The sequence below is a fragment of the Vibrio sp. V12_P9A6T4 genome (assembly GCF_963874835.1).
Classification (GTDB): domain Bacteria; phylum Pseudomonadota; class Gammaproteobacteria; order Enterobacterales; family Vibrionaceae; genus Vibrio; species Vibrio anguillarum.
Genome location: NZ_CAWNJO010000034.1, coordinates 1 through 19,608, shown reverse-complemented (window position 1 = coordinate 19,608; position 19,608 = coordinate 1). Strand labels below are relative to the sequence as shown.

At 43.3% G+C, this 19,608-nt stretch carries 12 protein-coding genes; 7 read left to right on the top strand and 5 right to left on the bottom strand.

Features of this window, described 5'->3' with window-relative positions; all coding sequences use genetic code 11:
- The first annotated feature begins 208 nt into the window (after positions 1 to 208).
- The 3 genes from htpG to hemH all read left to right on the top strand — a co-directional run bounded on the left by htpG (position 209) and on the right by hemH (position 4,160).
- The gene (htpG, locus tag AACQ42_RS02925; RefSeq protein WP_094165688.1) at positions 209 to 2,116 is read left to right on the top strand and encodes a molecular chaperone HtpG; all 1,908 of its coding nucleotides are present in this window, start codon (positions 209 to 211) and stop codon (positions 2,114 to 2,116) included.
- A gap of 318 nt (positions 2,117 to 2,434) precedes the next feature.
- A complete protein-coding gene (gene adk / locus AACQ42_RS02920; protein WP_013857306.1) occupies positions 2,435 to 3,079 on the top strand; it encodes an adenylate kinase in 645 nt (214 codons plus the stop codon).
- 115 nt (positions 3,080 to 3,194) lie between these two features.
- Complete coding sequence (gene hemH, locus AACQ42_RS02915) at positions 3,195 to 4,160, top strand: ferrochelatase (RefSeq protein WP_094165687.1); 966 nt, start codon at positions 3,195 to 3,197, stop codon at positions 4,158 to 4,160.
- A gap of 91 nt (positions 4,161 to 4,251) precedes the next feature.
- Here the strand turns inward: hemH and AACQ42_RS02910 are convergent, their stop codons facing one another.
- Positions 4,252 to 5,640 carry a peptide MFS transporter gene (locus AACQ42_RS02910; protein ID WP_026028956.1) on the bottom strand — a complete coding sequence of 463 codons (1,389 nt, stop codon included), beginning with the start codon at positions 5,638 to 5,640 and terminating at the stop codon, positions 4,252 to 4,254.
- Between the two features lie 307 nt (positions 5,641 to 5,947).
- Between AACQ42_RS02910 and rfaH the strand changes: the two genes are divergently transcribed.
- Positions 5,948 to 6,448 carry a transcription/translation regulatory transformer protein RfaH gene (gene rfaH, locus AACQ42_RS02905; protein WP_013857303.1) on the top strand — a complete coding sequence of 167 codons (501 nt, stop codon included), beginning with the start codon at positions 5,948 to 5,950 and terminating at the stop codon, positions 6,446 to 6,448.
- 81 nt (positions 6,449 to 6,529) lie between these two features.
- Here the strand turns inward: rfaH and asnB are convergent, their stop codons facing one another.
- The 4 genes from asnB to nagA all read right to left on the bottom strand — a co-directional run bounded on the left by asnB (position 6,530) and on the right by nagA (position 12,506).
- The gene (gene asnB / locus AACQ42_RS02900; RefSeq protein WP_017045499.1) at positions 6,530 to 8,194 is read right to left on the bottom strand and encodes an asparagine synthase B; all 1,665 of its coding nucleotides are present in this window, start codon (positions 8,192 to 8,194) and stop codon (positions 6,530 to 6,532) included.
- Between the two features lie 272 nt (positions 8,195 to 8,466).
- Entirely contained in the window at positions 8,467 to 10,053 is a 1,587-nt protein-coding gene (locus AACQ42_RS02895) for a cation:proton antiporter family protein (RefSeq protein ID WP_017045500.1), read from the bottom strand.
- A gap of 99 nt (positions 10,054 to 10,152) precedes the next feature.
- Positions 10,153 to 11,367 carry a DNA-binding transcriptional regulator NagC gene (gene nagC, locus AACQ42_RS02890; protein ID WP_026028126.1) on the bottom strand — a complete coding sequence of 405 codons (1,215 nt, stop codon included), beginning with the start codon at positions 11,365 to 11,367 and terminating at the stop codon, positions 10,153 to 10,155.
- A 2-nt stretch (positions 11,368 to 11,369) separates the two neighbouring features.
- Positions 11,370 to 12,506 (bottom strand): N-acetylglucosamine-6-phosphate deacetylase, encoded by a 1,137-nt coding sequence (nagA, locus tag AACQ42_RS02885; RefSeq protein WP_026028127.1) that lies wholly within the window; start codon positions 12,504 to 12,506, stop codon positions 11,370 to 11,372.
- A gap of 489 nt (positions 12,507 to 12,995) precedes the next feature.
- On the opposite strand from nagA, the gene nagE reads away from it, so the two are divergent.
- The 3 genes from nagE to AACQ42_RS02870 form a co-directional block, all read left to right on the top strand.
- Positions 12,996 to 14,483 carry an N-acetylglucosamine-specific PTS transporter subunit IIBC gene (nagE, locus tag AACQ42_RS02880; protein WP_013857296.1) on the top strand — a complete coding sequence of 496 codons (1,488 nt, stop codon included), beginning with the start codon at positions 12,996 to 12,998 and terminating at the stop codon, positions 14,481 to 14,483.
- A 328-nt stretch (positions 14,484 to 14,811) separates the two neighbouring features.
- Entirely contained in the window at positions 14,812 to 16,482 is a 1,671-nt protein-coding gene (gene glnS / locus AACQ42_RS02875; protein ID WP_017048027.1) for a glutamine--tRNA ligase, read from the top strand.
- A gap of 226 nt (positions 16,483 to 16,708) precedes the next feature.
- Positions 16,709 to 19,608 (top strand): FimV/HubP family polar landmark protein (locus tag AACQ42_RS02870; RefSeq protein ID WP_094165686.1); only part of this gene is annotated, 2,900 nt, incomplete at its 3' end.

Genomic DNA, 19,608 nt, shown 5'->3' with positions numbered 1-19,608 from the left:
TTGGGGAAGCAATTGATGAAACATTATGCTAGTTTTTATTTTCTTTGATAAAAATTACGGCAAGCATAATCAAAATAAATGAAAAAAACAGTGTTTTTATGATTATTGACCTTGAATTTACAATTGCCAGCCTCATCTTACTAGCAAATCATCCTTGGTTGCACACTCTGTGTGTGAATGAAAATAACTCAGATGTTATGGAGCTAGTATGAGCGAAACGGCTACTACCAATAAAGAAACTCGTGGTTTTCAATCTGAAGTCAAACAGTTACTTCATCTTATGATTCACTCTCTTTATTCCAATAAAGAGATCTTCCTTCGCGAATTAATTTCAAATGCCTCTGATGCTGCGGATAAACTTCGTTTTCAAGCGTTGTCTAATGCCGATTTATATCAAGGTGATGCCAACTTAGGCGTTAAATTATCGTTTGATACCCAAGCGAATACGCTGACCATTTCAGATAACGGTATTGGTATGAGCCGCGAAGATGTCATTGAACATCTAGGTACGATTGCAAAATCCGGCACAGCGGAGTTTTTCTCTAAACTATCCCAAGATCAATCTAAAGACTCTCAGCTTATCGGTCAGTTTGGGGTGGGTTTTTACTCGGCCTTCATCGTCGCTGATGCGGTCACTGTAAAAACTCGCGCTGCGGGTTTACCCGCTAACGAAGCGGTTCAATGGTATTCACAAGGTGAAGGTGAATATACAGTAGAAAGCATTAATAAAGAGTCTCGTGGAACCGATATCATTTTGCACATGCGAGAGGAAGGCAAAGAGTTCCTTTCTGAATGGCGTCTGCGTGATGTGATTTCTAAATATTCAGACCACATTGGAATTCCAGTTTCTATCCAAACCAAAGTTCGTGATGACGAAGGTAACGAGACTGAAGAGACCCAGTGGGAACAAATCAACAAAGCACAGGCGTTGTGGACGCGTTCTAAGTCAGAAATCAGTGATGAAGAGTATCAAGAGTTCTATAAACACGTTTCCCATGATTATGCTGACCCACTGGTGTGGAGCCATAACCGTGTAGAAGGTAAAAACGATTATACCAGCCTACTTTATATTCCAGCGAAAGCACCTTGGGATATGATGAATCGCGATCATAAATCAGGCTTGAAACTTTATGTTCAGCGTGTCTTTATCATGGATGATGCTGCGCAATTTATGCCGTCCTACTTGCGCTTTGTTCGTGGTTTAATCGACTCAAACGATTTACCGCTTAATGTTTCACGCGAGATTTTACAAGATAACAAGGTGACTCAATCATTGCGTAATGCTTGTACCAAGCGTGTATTGACCATGCTTGAACGTATGGCGAGCAATGATGCTGATAAATATCAAACCTTCTGGAAAGAGTTTGGTTTGGTACTCAAAGAGGGGCCTGCAGAAGATTTTGCTAATAAAGAGAAGATCGCCAACCTATTGCGCTTCGCCTCGACCGAGGTTGACTCAGCAGAGCAAACGGTTAGTTTAGCGGCTTATGTTGAACGGATGAAAGAGGGGCAGGATAAAATCTACTACCTCACCGCCGATAGCTATGCTGCGGCCAAAAATAGCCCACACCTAGAGCAGTTTAAAGCCAAAGGTATCGAAGTTATTTTAATGTTTGATCGCATTGATGAGTGGTTGATGAACTACCTCACTGAGTTTGATGGAAAAATGTTCCAATCCATCACCAAAGCTGGGCTAGATCTGAGCCAGTTCGAAGATGAAGCGGAAAAAGAGAAGCATAAAGAGACTGAAGAAGAGTTTAAATCGGTGGTTGAACGTACGAAGCAGTACCTTGGCGATCGTGTCAAAGAAGTTCGAACTACTTTTAAACTGGCAAGTACTCCAGCGGTTGTTGTGACCGACGATTATGAGATGGGTACGCAGATGGCAAAATTGCTTGCTGCGGCTGGTCAACCGGTACCAGAGGTGAAGTATATTTTGGAACTTAACCCTGAACATGCGTTAGTGAAACGGATGGCCGATGAAGCGGATGAGCAAGTATTTGGTCGCTGGGTTGAAGTTTTACTAGGTCAAGCGACGCTTGCTGAGCGTGGTTCGATGGAAGATCCGTCACAATTCCTAACCGCAATTAATCAGCTTTTGACTAAGGTTGAATAGCTAACTGGCTAACAAAAAGCTCGCAACTGCGAGCTTTTTGCTTTGAATAGCGATTCTCTGCTGAGAACGAGCGATATTTTAGGCAAACTTGCAGCGAACATCCGGCCAAGATTATATTCTTTAGTCTTAATCTGGTTAGTCGCTTAAATTTGTATGTTAGAATGCATCGCTTGAATGCGATCGGTAAGCTGTGTATGTTGCTCGCCGAATTATTATTCACTCATCTCATTACCGTTATACCGAAACTTACCGTTGGTTTTAAGTCTCATCTGGTTGTGAGCTTCGGTATAAATCATAATTTTCTAAAGAGGATTAAACATGCGCATCATTCTTCTAGGTGCTCCCGGTGCAGGTAAAGGCACTCAAGCTCAATTCATCATGGAGAAGTACGGTATTCCACAAATCTCTACTGGTGATATGTTACGTGCTGCGATTAAAGCAGGTACTGAACTTGGCAAAAAAGCGAAATCAGTGATTGATGCTGGTCAACTTGTTTCTGATGAAATCATCCTTGGCTTAATCAAAGAACGCATCACCCAAGCCGATTGTGAAAAGGGCTTTTTACTCGATGGTTTTCCTCGCACGATTCCTCAAGCTGATGGCTTAAAAGCAATGGGTATTAATGTTGACTATGTGATTGAGTTTGATGTTGCCGATGACGTTATTGTTGAGCGTATGGCGGGACGTCGTGCTCACTTGGCTTCTGGTCGTACCTACCACGCCATTTACAACCCGCCAAAAGTGGAAGGTAAAGATGACGTAACAGGTGAAGATCTTGTCGTTCGTGATGATGACAAAGAAGAAACCGTTCGTGCTCGTTTAGGTGTTTACCACGAGCAAACAGCGCCACTGATCACTTACTACGGTAAAGAAGCACAAATGGGTAATACGAAATACCTAAAATTTGATGGCACTAAGCCAGTTGCTCAAGTTAGCGCTGATATTGAGAAAGCATTAGCATAATTGGCTCAGTATAGGCTTGTTAACTTTGTTATAGTGGAAGCGACCTAAAGGTCGCTTTTTTTATGAACTTTCCTGCCGCGAATTCGTACTCAATAATTAACAATGAAATGGATGAATGGAAGTAATGCAAAATAATCAAAAACAGGGTGTGCTATTGGTTAACTTGGGAACGCCGAGTGAACCGACGGCATCGGCAGTAAAACGATTTTTAAGCCAATTTTTACATGACCAGCGTGTGGTTGATATGAATCGTTGGATCTGGTGTCCATTATTACATGGTGTGATTCTTCCGCTGCGAGCTCCCAAGGTTGCTAAGTTATATCAATCTGTTTGGATGGAAGAAGGCTCTCCTTTGATGGTGTACTCTAAACGCCAAGTGCAAGCGTTAGAACAGTATCTCGGTACACCAGTGGAACTTGGTATGACCTATGGTTCACCAAGCCTTTTAGAGGGTATCAACACATTATTGGAGCGTGGTGTTGAAGAGATTGTAGTGCTGCCTCTGTACCCTCAATATTCTGGTACTACTACGGCTGCCGTGTTTGATGGCCTTGCCAAAGCGATGAAACGTATCCCTGTGACGCCCAATTTACGTTTTATTCGTGATTATCATAATCACCCTGCTTATATACGATCTTTGGCGAGTAGAGTCCGTGACTCTTGGCAACGTAACGGGCAAGGTGACTATTTGCTTTGTTCCTACCACGGTATCCCTAAGCGATACGCCGATAACGGTGATATCTACCCACAGCACTGCCAAAAAACCACAGAACTTTTGGCACAAGAACTTGGTTTGAATGCTGACCAAATCGGCATGACCTATCAGTCTATTTTTGGACGTGAAGAGTGGCTACAGCCTTATACGGATAAAACATTAGAGGCTCTGCCAAGCCGCGGTATTAAAAAGTTGGATATCATCACACCCGCCTTCTCGGTGGATTGTTTAGAAACCCTAGAAGAGATAGCTGAGCAAGGTAAAGAAACCTTTATACATGCTGGTGGAGAATTGTTTACCTACATTGAGTGCCTAAATGATTCGGCAATGCATATAGAAATGATGGCTTCCTTAGTTAAGCGCTGATGAGTTGAATTCTTTTCTGGTACAAAAACGGTCACTATAGCGTGACCGTTTGTCATTATTATTCTTGAATTACCACTAGGTATATTTGAAGCTAAACCAACTGAGCTTGTTGCTCCTCAATTTCTTCAGCGTAGCTTGTGGCTCTTTCTGCACCGTGCATCCAACGAACGAGCGTGTTAGAGCACAACAGTAAAATGACGCCGCCAATGGTTGCTGTTACTGCAATACCGCTGAAGATAGCCATCGCACCAAGCTCTCCCACATGAGAACCTACATGGCCTGCTACATAATTCGCGATTGCGTTACAACCGAACCATGCTCCCATCATTAATGAAGCAAGGCGTAGTGGGGCTAGTTTAGTGACAAGCGATAGACCAATTGGTGATAGACACAGTTCGCCCAAGGTATGGAAGAAGAAGGCACCGACAAGCCATAGCATTGATGTTTTTACGGTAGTGTCACCACCTTGCTCCATAACCGCACCAACCATGCATAGGAAGCCTAGGGCTAAGAAGAACATCGCTAATGCAAACTTCATTGGCGAGTTTGGTTCACGCTTACCTAATTTTACCCATAATACGGCTAATACAGGGGCAAGAGTAATAATGAAAAATGGATTTAACGATTGGAACCAAGCCGCAGGTATCTCAAAACCGCCCATCATACGATCAGTGTATTGCTGCGTGTAAATGTTCATTAAACCACCAGCTTGTTCGAAACCCGCCCAGAAAACAATAGTAAACAAACTCATCACAAGGATAACTTTGATACGATCTACTTCTGCTTTCGTTAGTGGTTCTTTATTTGCTGATTTTTTCAGTTTTAGATCGCGCTTAGCTGCTGGTTCGCGGCCAATATTACCAAGCCATGATTGAGCCATTGCCATTTGCATCACAAGGCTGATCAGCATACCAATACCAGCGGCCACAAAACCGGCTTTCCAACCAAATGAGTTAGTAACTGAACCAGAGATCACACCAGCAAGTAGCGCACCTAAATTGATCCCCATGTAGAAGATGGTGAACGCGCCATCACGACGGTTATCACCTTCATTATATAGGTCACCAACCATTGTTGAGATATTGGGCTTAAATAGACCGTTACCACAGATAAGCAGTGCAAGGCCTAAATAGAAAGTGTGTAGAGAGCCAATGCCTAGCACATCTGCAGGCAGTGCCAGCGTAAATTGGCCAATGGCCATTAACGCTCCACCCAATAAAATAGAACGGCGTTGCCCAAGGTAGTTATCTGCAAGGTAACCACCAATAAGCGGTGTGATGTAGACTAGCCCTGTATAGGTGCCGTAAAGATCGAGAGCATCTTTAGTCGACCAACCTAGACCGCCATTCATCGTTGCGTCTGTAAGATAAAGTACCAAAATGGCGCGCATCGCATAATACGAAAAACGCTCCCATAGCTCTGTGCCAAAAAGTAAAAATAGGCCCCTTGGGTGCCCAAAGTATTGATGTTGGTTTGTCATAAGAATTATTAGTATTTGAGATGAGAAAAATTGTGCTTTAGATATACATGGGCTTTTAGCGTATCGCAATGAGTAAAATCAGTATTTTATTCTGGTATTATTAACTAACTCATTGTTTTTAAAATGCATGTCTATCAATGCTCAAAGTTTTGTTGCGTTATGAAAACTTATCTTTCATTACTGATTATTTGAATTTGCCTTGTTCGGACATTAAGGGTTTATTTTTGTGTTCAGTTTATTAGCCGTTTATTGAGGAGGAGGATGGTGTTAGGATTCAAGAAAAAGAAAAGCAGTAGCTAGGAATAAAATGAAACGTTGGTATTTGTTGTATTGTAAACGTGGCGATCAGAGGCGTGCTAAAGCACACCTTGAAAACCAAGGTGTCGAATGTTTCTACCCAGAAATTGAACTAGAGAGAATTCTTCGGGGTAAGCGGCAAGTTGTCAAAGAGCCACTTTTTCCCTCCTATATGTTCATTTACTTTGATTTTGAAATTGGCCCAACCTTTACTAGTGTGCGCTCTACTCGCGGTGTGGTTGATTTCATCCGATTTGGTTCACATCCGAAGGAGTTGGACAGTGATTTGATCGAGGAATTGAAGTTACTCGACCAGTTAAAATTACCGGTAGCATCGTTCAATATTCCAGAAAAAGGGCAGGTAGTTCGACTTAAGGGTGGGCAGTTCTCAGGAATTGATGCCATTTACCAAGAGCCCGATGGTGAGACGCGATCGATTATGCTGGTTAAAATGATCAGCCAAGTGATACCGATGAGCATTGATAATAAACATTTAGAATTAGATTCGTGATTGACTCTCTACAGTAAGCTCTTTAGACAAATAAAAGGCGCATTTTGCGCCTTTTATTTGCTTTATTAGCCAGCGTTTTGGTTAGTACGCTTCATTATGCACCGCTTTGACAGCTCGGCCTGACGGGTCAATACAATTTTTAAAGGATTCATCCCACTCTATTGCTTTGGCGGAAGAACAAGCTACAGAAGGACCTCCAGGAACGCATTGTGCAGCAGACTCTAACGGGAACAGCTCTTCGAAGATCTCGCGGTAAACATACCCTTCTTTTGTCGCTGGAGTATTATATGGGAAGCGGTATTTTGCTGTTTCCATCTGTTGATCGGTAACTTTTTCTTCAGCAACACTCTTTAGTGTGTCAATCCAGCTATAGCCCACACCATCGGAAAATTGCTCTTTTTGACGCCAAGCAATCGAGGCTGGCAGATAATCTTCAAAGCACTCACGTAGAATGTGTTTTTCCATCTTGCCATTGCCACACATTTTGTCAGCAGGGTTAAGCCTCATTGCAACATCAATAAACTCTTTGTCTAGGAAAGGAACGCGTCCTTCCACTCCCCAAGCCGCTAAAGATTTATTAGCGCGAGCGCAGTCAAACAAGTTCAACGCCAGCAGTTTACGCACAGTTTCTTCGTGGAATTCTTGCGCGTTTGGTGCTTTGTGGAAGTATAAGTAACCACCGAAGATCTCATCCGCTCCTTCGCCGGAAAGTACCATTTTGATACCCATAGCTTTGATTTTCCGCCCCATCAAATACATCGGAGTAGAGGCTCGAATTGTCGTCACGTCATACGTTTCAATATGGTAAATAACATCACGAATAGCATCTAAACCCTCTTGGATGGTATAAGTCATTTCGTGGTGTACAGTGCCAATTTTTTCAGCCACTTCACGAGCCGCTTTAAGGTCTGGAGCACCGTCTAAACCCACCGCAAAAGAGTGAAGCTGTGGCCACCATGCTTCTGATTGTTCATCATCTTCAATTCGCATTGCAGCGTAACGTTTCGCAATGGCTGACGTAATTGAAGAGTCCAATCCTCCAGAAAGCAAAACACCATAAGGTACATCTGTCATCAGTTGGCGCTTCACGGCCGCTTCTAATGCTTGTTTTAGCTCTTCTTTACTGCTGCTATTGCCTTGGACTGCCGCATATTCATTCCAATCTCGAATATAGTAGCGCTGTGCGCCTGCCTCTTTCGAGCTGTAGTAACTACCAGGAGGAAATTCACTGATAGTTTTGCAAATGCTTACCAAAGCTTTCATTTCGGATGCAATGTAGTAGTTACCGTGTTCGTCATGGCCTTGGTAAAGAGGAATGATACCAATATGGTCACGCCCGATGAGGTACTCATCTTTTTCTTCATCATAGAGCACAAAGGCAAAGATGCCGTTGAGTTCTTCAAGCAGCGCGGCACCCATGTCTGCATAAAGCGCTAATATCACTTCACAGTCAGAGTCGGTTTGAAAATCGTATTTGCCTTGGTAACGAGCACGAATTTCTTTGTGGTTATAAATCTCACCATTGACCGCTAATATGTGCTTTTTATTTGGGCTGTAAAGTGGTTGTGCGCCGCTGTTTAAACCGACAATAGAAAGGCGCTCATGAGCCAAGATTGCTTTTTCTGAAGCATAGATGCCAGACCAGTCAGGGCCGCGGTGACGCATTTTTTTAGACATCTCTAGCGCTATTGGGCGTAACGCTGTTGCATCACTTTTAATATCAAGAATGCCAAATATAGAACACATACAACTTCCTTTTGATGATTTTTAATCTGTTGGACCTAATTTGCCATTCTGGTTAAAAAAAGCAACCATATGGTGTCGTTAATATCACATAAGATGCATCTTGGTGAATTTTATTTAAGTAATGAGTGCTTTATATGAATTTTTTCTATTTGTTTTCTGTTTTTGAGCGATGGTGGGTAAATTATGCCCAACTAAGCTCTGGGGCCGTATTGAGTTGGGCATAGAAATGACAATGTTTTACCTAAAAATTGCGATGGCTTACCTAGACATTATTACGGTTTAGTAAAATTAGGTTGGAGCTGTTTACATACGTGACGGGCAAAACCGCTACCCGCTTCGCTATAGATGTTGAATGCCGCATCAACACCACTTTCCAATAGTGATTCCAATTGGTCTGGGTATTCGGCGATGGCTGCGATTTGACCTTTAAAATTACGGTGTTGTAACTGCGATAGTGCGATTTGGTTACCCTGATGATGCGGCATAGCAAGCAGTACGAGTTTTACATTACCAGTGTCTAGAATACGCTCCCAAAAATCAGGGTCGGTTGCATCACCAGCAATAACATTGCGCCCTTGTGAGCGGTGATCATGAGCAACCTCTTCTCGGACTTCTATGCCTAAACTTATTTTGCCATAACGAGAGCGCAACTCATCATATGCACCGGTACCTATGCGGCCCATCCCTAATATGAGTACCTGGGCATGGCCTGGATTAATTAATTGATCTTTGGTGTTGAGTTTTTCAGCGGCATGTTCTTTGAGCCATTGCCGTGAATGTTGATAGAGTTCATGGCCTTTACGGCTTATTGGGGCTGCGATTACAAATGAAATGGATACCGCAATGGCCAGTGCGACCAATATATCACCCGACATCCATCCCATTTTGAAAGCAAGCCCCCCCACAATCAGTCCGAATTCACTGAAATTGAATAAAGACAAGGTGGCTAACAATGAGGTTCTCACTCGGAATTTAAAGCGGTTGAGTACCCAAAAATAGAGGATACCTTTGATGGGAAGCAGCAGTAAGAGCAACAATGCGAGCGCAAACCCAGTCATTGTGGGTTGTTCTGATAGTCCAATGTTGAGGAAAAAGCAGACGAGAAACAGCTCTTTTAGATTAAAGAGTGATTTTGACAACTCAGATGCTTTGCGATGGCCTGCTAGCAGCATGCCTAAAATCAGAGCACCAAGATCGGGTTTCATCCCAACCAATTCAAATGATCCTGCTCCGACCACTAAGGCAAAAAATATACCAAACAGAACAAGCATTTCACCGTGACCAACCCAGTCGAGCAGTTTGTAAAATAGTGGTCGCATAAAGGGTAGGATCAATAAAGTGGCAGCGTACCAATGAGGAAGTTTTCCTGTCGAGACGGTTAAAAATATGACAGCAAAGATATCTTGCATCACAAGAATACCGATGGCGATAGTGGCGTATGTCGCGTTCATTTCTCCTTTCTCTTGCAGTGATTTCACCGCAAAAACAGTACTGGAGAATGACAAAGCAAAACCAAGCAGAACTAATTGTTCAATTGACATCGAGGCCAGAGAGCTAACCCCTAAATATTTGAATATCAATAAAGCAATGCTGAAAATTCCTGTCGAAAGGAGGTTATGAACCGTGGCACCAGCCCAAATTTCTCTCGCAAGTAAGGTTTTAATCTCTAGCTTAAGTCCAATTGTGAACAGCAATAAGGTAACCCCTAGATCGGCTAGGGTCAGAATGGTATCGCTGCTGTGGTAGCCAGCGGCATTAAGGCCAAACCCAGCAACTAAAAAGCCAACCAACGGAGGTAAATTGCATTTCAAGGCAATAAACCCTGCGAAAAAAGCCGTTGAAATTAGGATAAGTTCCATAAATTCCTTTAGTAATGCTTTGGTTTAAAAATAATGTTTTGGTTGTAAAAAAGGCTGTGTCATGACGACACAGCCTTTTATTATAATTCAATCGGTTGCTTAATCGCCAAGTAATTTTTGAAGTAAAACACCATTTAACATTGCCCGTTTAATCATAGCAAATGCACCTATGGTTGGTTGTTTATCAATCTGCGACGCGACTATGGGTAAATTGGTGTGGAAAGTTTTGAGTGATTGATTCTCTACATTTCGTTGAATCGCGGGGAATACGATCTCTTGAGCGGCTGTGATTTGACCTGCAATTACCACTTTTTGTGGGTTGAACAAGTTGATGGTCATCGCAATGGCTTTACCGAGTTGATTACCCACTCGAATTAAGCTCTGTTTTGCTAGCTCATCACCGAGATTGGCGTGCTCACATACATCATTGATGGTAATGCTCTCTATATTCGCTAGGCTAGATTCATAGCCCTGAGCAATCAGTTTTTTAACACGAGATATAATAGCCGGGTTTGCGGCTACCGTTTCTAAACAGCCGAAATTTCCGCATTGACACTGTTCGCCGAGTGGGTCGATTTGGATATGACCAATTTCACCCACGTTACGGTTATAGCCTAGGAATACTTGGCCATTGACGATAATGCCAGCACCAGTTCCTCGGTGAACGCTGACTAGGATAGAGTCTTGACAGTCTTTGCTGGCACCAAAATAATGTTCGGCAAGCGCCATGCCGCGCACGTCGTTACCAACAAAACATTCAACATGAAAATTATCACGAATGATGTCACCTAAAGCGAGTGCATCAATAGCAATGTTGGGCATGTATTCTACGACACCCGTTTCTGGGTTGACTAAGCCGGGTAGGGCAATACCAATGGCAATGAACTGTTCGATTCGCTCTTGCTGTTGTTTGATAAAGGTATTGAGGTGGAAAAGGAGTCCCTCAATTAATTGTGTTTGGTGAGAATAGTGAAACTCGTGATAGTCCGACGCGAGTTCTTTGCCCCCTAAATTATACAGGCTGAGCTGAATGTAATCTCGGCCTAAACGTACGGCGACAGAGTGAAAAGGGGCGACTTCGGTTGTTAAGGAGATGGCTCTACGTCCGCCAGTAGAGGCTTGTTGTGCGACCTCTTTAATGAGGCCGCGTTCCAGAAGTTGGCGGGTTATTTTTGTAACACTTGCTGGAGCAAGTTGGCTCACATCGGCAACTTGAATACGAGATATCGGACCTTGTAGGTCGATCAATCGGTACACTGCTGCGCTGTTGAGTTGTTTGACTAAATCTACGTTACCTATTTGTCCGCCATTCATTATCAATTGTGCTCGTATTGTCCGTTAACAACCGTCGCCTGAACATTGAAGTCTCTATCAAATGCAGTGAGGTTCGCCACCATGCCTTTTTTAACTCGGCCTAGTTTGTGATCCACACCAATTGCTTTTGCCGGATATAGAGTCGCCATCCGCAGAGCTTCGTCCAATGCGATACCAACGTGCTCAACAGTGTTTTGCACTGCCTCAATCATAGTGAGTGCTGAGCCGCCCAGTGTGCCGTTTTCATCAACACACTTACCATCACGGTAATATACTTTCTTACCGACAAAAATAAAGTAATCCATGTTAGCGCCTGCAGGAGCTGTGGCATCGGTCACTAATACAAGCTTTTCGCCTTTGATTTTGTGAGCAATTCTGATGTTAGCATAATCAACATGAAAGCCATCAGCAATAATGCCAGCATAAACTTCTGGGGTGTCATAAATTGCACCAACGACACCGGGTTCACGTCCAACCATCGGCGTCATGGCATTAAATAAGTGTGTGGCAAAGGTGATGCCTGATTCAAAGCTTTTACGTGCTTCAGTATAAGTTGCGTTAGTGTGACCAATCGATACCACAATGCCAGCTTTCACCAGACGTTCAATGTGTTCTGGATTGTTGTGCTCTGGCGCCAATGTCACTTTAGCAATCACATCGCTATTTTCACACATAGTGGCGATCATGTTGTCATCTGAAGGGCGGATGAAATCCACACTGTGAATGCCTTTTTTCATCACATTAAGATATGGCCCTTCAAGGTGTAAACCCAGTGATTGGTTTTTATATTGAGAGTGATATTCACGTGCGGCAGAAATCGCTTTGCGCATGTCTTCGTCTGAAGAGGTGATTAACGTTGGCAAAAAGCTTGTGCATCCTGATTTTAGGTTGGCTTTATGCATGATCTGCATCGTAGTCGCCGTTACTTCATCATTCAGCATCACACCGCCACAACCATTCAATTGCAGGTCGATAAAGCCTGGGCTTAGGTTTGCACCATTTAAATCTTGTGTCGCTATATCTTGTGGTAAATCCGCAATAGGACAGACCGCTTCAATCAACTCGTTGTTGATAATCACAGCATGGTCAACTAGCACATCACTGCCAGTGTAGATTTTACAGTTAGTTAGTGCGTACATAATAATCAAATCCTTATCTATCAATACTTTATAAATTTGGCGAGGCGACGAAATGAAAGGTGGAATGTGCCAGTACGGTGCTTTCGTTTCTTACTTCAATTAGGTCGCGAATTATCTTGCTAGCAAACAGCCAATGCTGGATGACATTAAAATTAAGTGCTCGTTTTGACTGGGTTATTTGATAGTTATAGTTTGCATTTTATACGAAAAAAGCCAGTCGGGGTTGTTTAGCTTACATGCTATTCGACGATGAAACAGGCAAATATTATCGCCTAATTTCCATTTTTTTTAATTGTAAAATAAGTTTTATGATCTCGCTAGCAAAAACCTTGGTATTTGGCAGATTGTGGTGATTATGATCACAAATGATAAGGTTTTAATTTGCGGAGCAAAATTAATATCATAAACTGAGTTTGACTAAATTGAGCGACTAAAATAAGTGGCTCAACCAAATACAAAAAATCCTAAATCCTATAGGGGGAACTTAAGGTGAATATTCTTGGATACTTTCAAAAAGTAGGCAAGGCGTTGATGGTACCAGTTGCCACATTGCCAGCTGCCGCGATACTAATGGGTATTGGTTATTGGATCGACCCAAATGGGTGGGGTTCAAACAGTGCCTTGGCTGCATTCCTGATTAAAGCAGGTGCTGCAATCATTGATAACATGTCTGTACTGTTTGCTGTTGGTGTGGCTTACGGTATGTCTAAAGATAAAGACGGTGCTGCTGCATTGTCGGGGTTTGTTGGTTTCTTAGTCGTGACGACTTTGCTTTCTCCAGGAGCCGTTGCACAGATCCAAGGTATTGATCCAAGCGCAGTTCCTGCTGCTTTTGGTAAAATCAACAACCAGTTTGTTGGTATTTTAGTAGGTATTGTTTCTGCTGAAATCTACAATCGCTTCTCTACTGTAGAATTGCATAAAGCATTAGCCTTCTTCTCTGGCAAACGCCTAGTACCTATTTTGACGTCGTTTGCTGGTATTTTTATCGCCTTCGTTCTGATGTATGTATGGCCGCATGTTTATGGTGGTCTAGTATCGTTTGGTGAATCGATTCAAGGTCTAGGTTCTGCGGGTGCAGGTATCTATGCGTTCTTTAACCGTTTGCTAATCCCTGTTGGTCTTCATCACGCACTGAACTCAGTATTCTGGTTTGACGTTGCGGGTATTAACGACATTCCTAACTTCTTAGGTGGTGCAAAATCTATCGCTGAGGGTACTGGTATCCCAGGCGTAACGGGTATGTACCAAGCAGGCTTCTTCCCTATTATGATGTTCGGTCTACCTGGTGCGGCATTGGCTATTTACCACACATCTACAGCGAAGAATAAAGAGAAAGTTGCTTCTATCATGATTGCAGCTGGTTTTGCTTCATTCTTTACTGGTGTAACTGAACCTCTAGAATTCTCGTTCATGTTCCTTGCTCCTGCACTATATGTACTGCATGCAGCATTGACGGGTCTATCAGTATTCATTGCTGCTTCAATGCAGTGGATTGCGGGTTTCGGTTTCTCTGCAGGCCTTGTGGATATGGTATTGTCATCACGTAACCCACTGGCGGTTAATTGGTACATGCTAATAGTTCAAGGTATTGTGTTCTTTGCTCTCTACTATGTGATTTTCCGTACCGTTATTTTGAAATTTGGCCTTAAAACACCAGGTCGCGAAGATGACGACAGCGATAGCAAAGTATCAGGCGCGAAAGAGTCTTCTGAGCTCGCTAAACAATACCTTAAAGCTCTAGGCGGTCACAGCAACCTATCTAACATCGATGCTTGTATCACTCGCTTACGTTTATCTGTCAATGACATGAGCATTATCGACGAGAAAACATTAAAAGCATTGGGTGCAATGGGTGTGGTGAAACTGGGTACTAATAACCTACAAGTTATCTTAGGTCCTCTTGCTGAAATCGTTGCTGGTGAGATGAAGTCTATCAATGCAAACGAAGATCTTTCTAGCGTGAAACTTCCTTAGTCTTAATCGCAACGGATGATTAGGTTATTTTAAAGCCTCTGCTTCATGCAGAGGCTTTTCTTATTCATCAAATGAGCGCTATTCAAATTTAAGACTGCCCACAACGGTAGCTTTTGCCTATTTCTTACGCCCTTTGCCTGAAATTTTGCTTAGCCTAGCCAGACAAAAGGCAATGTCTTGAAATAATCGCAGGAAATGCCCACTTTTTATTGTGCAAGAGCGGATAATTGTGGATCATTAGCGACAAACTTTCTGTTTCTGCAAGCATTGCTGCTCTTACATACAGAAAAATCTTCTGACGATACTAAATAATTTTGAGGTGCTATAGATGAGTGAAGCTGAGGCTCGTCCATCGAATTTTATTCGCCAAATCATTGATAAAGATTTAGCGGATGGCAAACACACAAGTGTGCATACTCGTTTTCCGCCCGAGCCAAATGGTTACCTGCACATCGGTCATGCTAAATCTATCTGCTTAAACTTTGGTATTGCTCAGGACTATCAGGGACAGTGTAATTTACGTTTTGACGATACAAACCCTGAAAAAGAAGATATGGAGTACGTTGAGTCAATCAAAGCCGACGTGAAATGGCTCGGCTTCCAATGGTCTGGTGATGTTTGTTATTCGTCAGATTATTTTGACAAACTATACCAATACGCGGTTGAGTTGATCCAAAAAGGTCTGGCTTATGTTGAAGAGCTCAGTCCAGAAGAGATCCGTGAATATCGAGGTACATTGACTCAAGCAGGTAAGCCAAGTCCGTACCGCGATCGCAGCATTGAAGAAAACCTAGCGCTATTTGAGAAAATGCGCGCTGGTGGTTTCGAAGAAGGCAAAGCGTGCCTACGTGCCAAGATTGACATGGCATCATCCTTTATGGTGATGCGCGATCCTGTGCTTTACCGTGTTCGTTTCGCTGAGCATCACCAAACGGGTAATAAATGGTGCATTTATCCAATGTACGATTTTACCCACTGTATCTCGGATGCCTTGGAAGGGATCACGCACTCAATTTGTACCCTAGAGTTTCAAGATAACCGCCGTCTGTACGATTGGGTGTTGGAAAATATCACGATTGATTGTCGACCACATCAGTATGAGTTTAGCCGTTTAAACCTTGAATACACGGTAATGTCTAAGCGTAAACTAAACCAGCTGGTTACGGAAAAATTAGTGGATGGTTGGGATGACCCACGTATGCCGACGATTTCAGGTTTACGCCGCCGTGGATTCACACCAGCATCGATTCGTGAGTTTTGCAAACGCATAGGTGTGACAAAACAGGAAAATATGATCGAATTCAGTTCGTTAGAGTCTTGTATCCGTGAAGACTTAAACGAACATGCGCCTCGCGCCATGGCGGTTCTTGACCCTGTAAAAGTGGTGATAGAAAACTTTGAGGCGGGTAAAGTCGAGACGTTAACGCTGGCAAATCATCCAAACAAGCCTGAAATGGGCGAACGTGAAGTTCCATTTACTCGCGAATTGTGGATTGAACGTGAAGATTTCCGTGAAGAAGGCAACAAGAAATACAAACGTTTAGTGCTAGGCAAAGAAGTTCGCTTACGCGGCGCTTACGTAATAAAAGCAGAGCGCATTGAAAAAGATGCACAAGGCAATATTACGACAATATTCTGCACTTACGATATGGATACTCTGGGTAAAAACCCGGCAGATGGACGCAAAGTGAAAGGTGTTATTCACTGGGTATCCGCCGATAAAGCCTTGCCAGCTGAAATTCGTTTGTATGATCGCCTATTTACCGTTCCCAACCCGGCGGCGGCTGACAACTTTGCCGAAACCATTAACCCAGATTCATTGGTTAAAATTAATGGTTTTGTTGAGCCTAGTTTGGTGTCGGCACACGCGGAGCAAGGTTATCAGTTTGAGCGCATGGGTTATTTCTGTGCTGACTCGAAAGATTCTAAACCAGAAGCGTTGGTTTTTAACCGCACAGTGGGTCTACGTGACACTTGGGCAAAAATAGACGCAGAGTAAGCTTAAGTACTATTTAAAAAGGTCAGCCAATGCTGGCCTTTCTTTTTATTATGGTACTGTTTTTGTCTGAGCAAGCTCACTTAGCGGGGAAAAATGTGTGAGATTCCTGCGATTATCGTAGTCGTGACACATTTTTTACCTTGCGTCCTATAGTTTTGCTAGCGTTATCCGATATATTAAACAGATCATCGTATTTATTTATTCCAAGCACATAGCTGAGCCTTATATGCGTCAAATTTTTCAGCGTCTACTGTTGCCGATAGCAATGGTTGCCGTGACTCAGACTTCTATCGTTAGTGCCGAGAGCATTCGCCTGGTTGGGCCGAATGGTGAGATCCAGTCTTCTCCTCAATTTTCAGAAAATCTCACTCAAACTCGTAATCTTCAGCAGGCTAATAGCCAACCATCGACGTTTTTTGGGCCAACCTTAGACAGCGACACTTTGTGGTCTATTGCCACTCGACTACGCCCATCGAATAACGTCACTGTACAACAAACCCTGCTGGCCATTTATCGGCTAAACCCTCAGGCGTTCGAAAATCAAAATATTCACAGTTTGATCCCAGGTAGCAACTTACGTGTTCCATCATTGGCACAGGTAAATAGTGCGCCCACCCAAGAAGCGGTCAATATCATGGCCGCGCATCAAGCCAAATTGAATGCTAATACGGCGCAGCCAACAGCGCCTGTTACTGCTGCTTCTACAGCTTTGCCTGAAAAAACAATTGCCTCTACTGTCGCTCAACCAGTTGTTGAAAAGACGAAGAGTGAACCTGTGCTAAAAGATATTGGCACACAAGTTGCGAAATCTGATACTGAATTACTGGCGCTTGAAGAGAAAAATCATAAGTTACGTTTGATGCTGGCAGATGTTCAATCTGAAGTCGATGCACTCAAAGGAGAACTCGGTGACGAAAACCGCATTCGCTCTGAAGTTGAAAAGCTACTTGATGAAGAACGTAGAAAAGCATTAGAGGCGCAAAAGCTTGCACCAAGTGCACTTGATCAACTGCTTTCCAACTCTTGGTTGGTCGCCGCTCTCGCCCTTATTCCTGGTCTGTTAATTGGTTTACTGGTTGTGATGTTGCTTGGCCGCCGATCCAAGCCAACGGAGCAGCCTGTTGTCACTCAAGGTAATCAAGAGCCCATAACGCCAATGGCTGCTGGCAGCCTTGAAGATATTGACGATGATTTAATGCTGGATGATGACTTGTTTGGTGAGTCTGATGATAGTGAGAAGTTATTTGGTGACGATATCACACTGGATGATGAAATCGATGACAATGCTGAGCAAGAATCGGACATTTTTGCCGATTTAGACGATACAGATTTAGACTTCAACCTCGAAGGTGAAGATGGCGAAGACCCATTTGCGAGTATCGGCGATGATGGTGATCTTGCTGCGGATTTAGAAGATTTGACCGCTAGCAGTAACGGCATCAGTGTTGGTGCTGACGAAAAAGCTGTCGGTCTCGATGAGATGGCGCGAGCTTTAGACGAAGCGTTATTAGATGAAGATGATAGCGAAACAGAATTTGATTTATCCGATGATGATGATTCCATCTCTGAAGACGACATTGACGCGTTATTGGCTGGAGATGATAAAGCTGAAGATCTCGGAAGCGATACTTTAGATCAATCGCTACTTGACGATTTGTTTGCCGCCAATAGTGATGACGATCATCATGATAGTTTTGACTTTGATTCATTATTGGATGAGTCCGAAGATGATTTCAACTTGGATTCAGAAGAGCCCGAGCTAGCAAAAACCGGCGGTAACTTCGATTTAAAAGAAGCAGAGCTAGCGTCGGATAGTGAACTTGATGATCTATTCGCAACGATTGAAGCGCAATCTGACCTCACCTCAATAGAAACTGATTCCTCCACTGAAACAGCGCTGCTGGATGAATTATTAGAAGAGCAAGATGAAGACGTCCTAGCAATTGATAGCGACAGTGTCGAACTGCTCGATGAGCTACTCGGTGATGATGAAGAGAGCGAGACAGACTTATCGGAAAGCACCGACTTACTTGAAGAACTTGTGCAGCCCGATAAAGACATCGCTTCGAGCGAAGAAGATATTGATGATGTTGACTTCACTGGTGATCAAACTCTGTATGAGTTATTGGGTGAAGAAGCTACGGAATCCGACATTGAAACCGAGCTGGATGAGAATAGTACAGAGCTATTGGACGAACTATTTACTGACAATGGTTCTGAATCACTTGCGTTTGAAAAGGCAGACCAAGAGCAAGAAGGTGCTGAAGATAAGGATAGTCTCGCTGAAGAAGATGGTACGGCATTATTTGAAGAGTTGCTGGAAATCGAGCAGCATGCTCAGAATATCGAAGAGGCCGAACAGCAAAATAGCGAGTTGTTGGATAATGAAAACGATAGCGTTGAAGATTCCGAGTTTAACCGCGACATCTTCATTGACGATCTGCTAAGTGCCGCTCCTGAAAAAGATCCTCTACTGGATGATGAACAGATGGGAGTGGTTGATGGCGACATCGATGAAGAATTTATCGACGACTCATTTGATTTTAACCCAGAAATTGAAGGGGCAAGTTATCCGGATCTGAAGCCGAATGAGGAGCAACCTCTAAGCAGCTCGACATCCCCGGAAAAAATAGAACCCGCACAGGTTAGCAAACCAGAAGTCAGCCCTAACGAATTTGGAGTTCCACAAGATGAAGACTGGGACATTGGTGAGCTAGAAGACGAAGAACCAAGCCAAGCTGATGTTGAGCCGCTTCAAACCAATTCAGCAGAATCATCGGCAAAGGACCATGTTGAGGAGCTCCACGATGACAAGTTAGTGGAGTTCGAAGAAGAAGATCTCCTTGCTTCCTTTAATGAGCCATCGCTAGAAGAACAGTCACAGAGCGAGCTTTCCGAAGTCCAACTGCCAGAGCAGTCAGAAGAAGACGCGCTAGCGGATGCGATAGCTGAGCCTCAAGAGACGGCGTCAGAGCCTGTTGCTCAAGAAAGTTTTGAAGCGATTGACGAGCAAGCCTTACCTGAATTTAGTGAAGAAGATGCACTTGCTTCAATTAACGAGCCTTCTCTAGAAGAAAAGGAAGACGAGAGCGACCTTACGGATCTTGAGCTGCCAGAGTATACAGA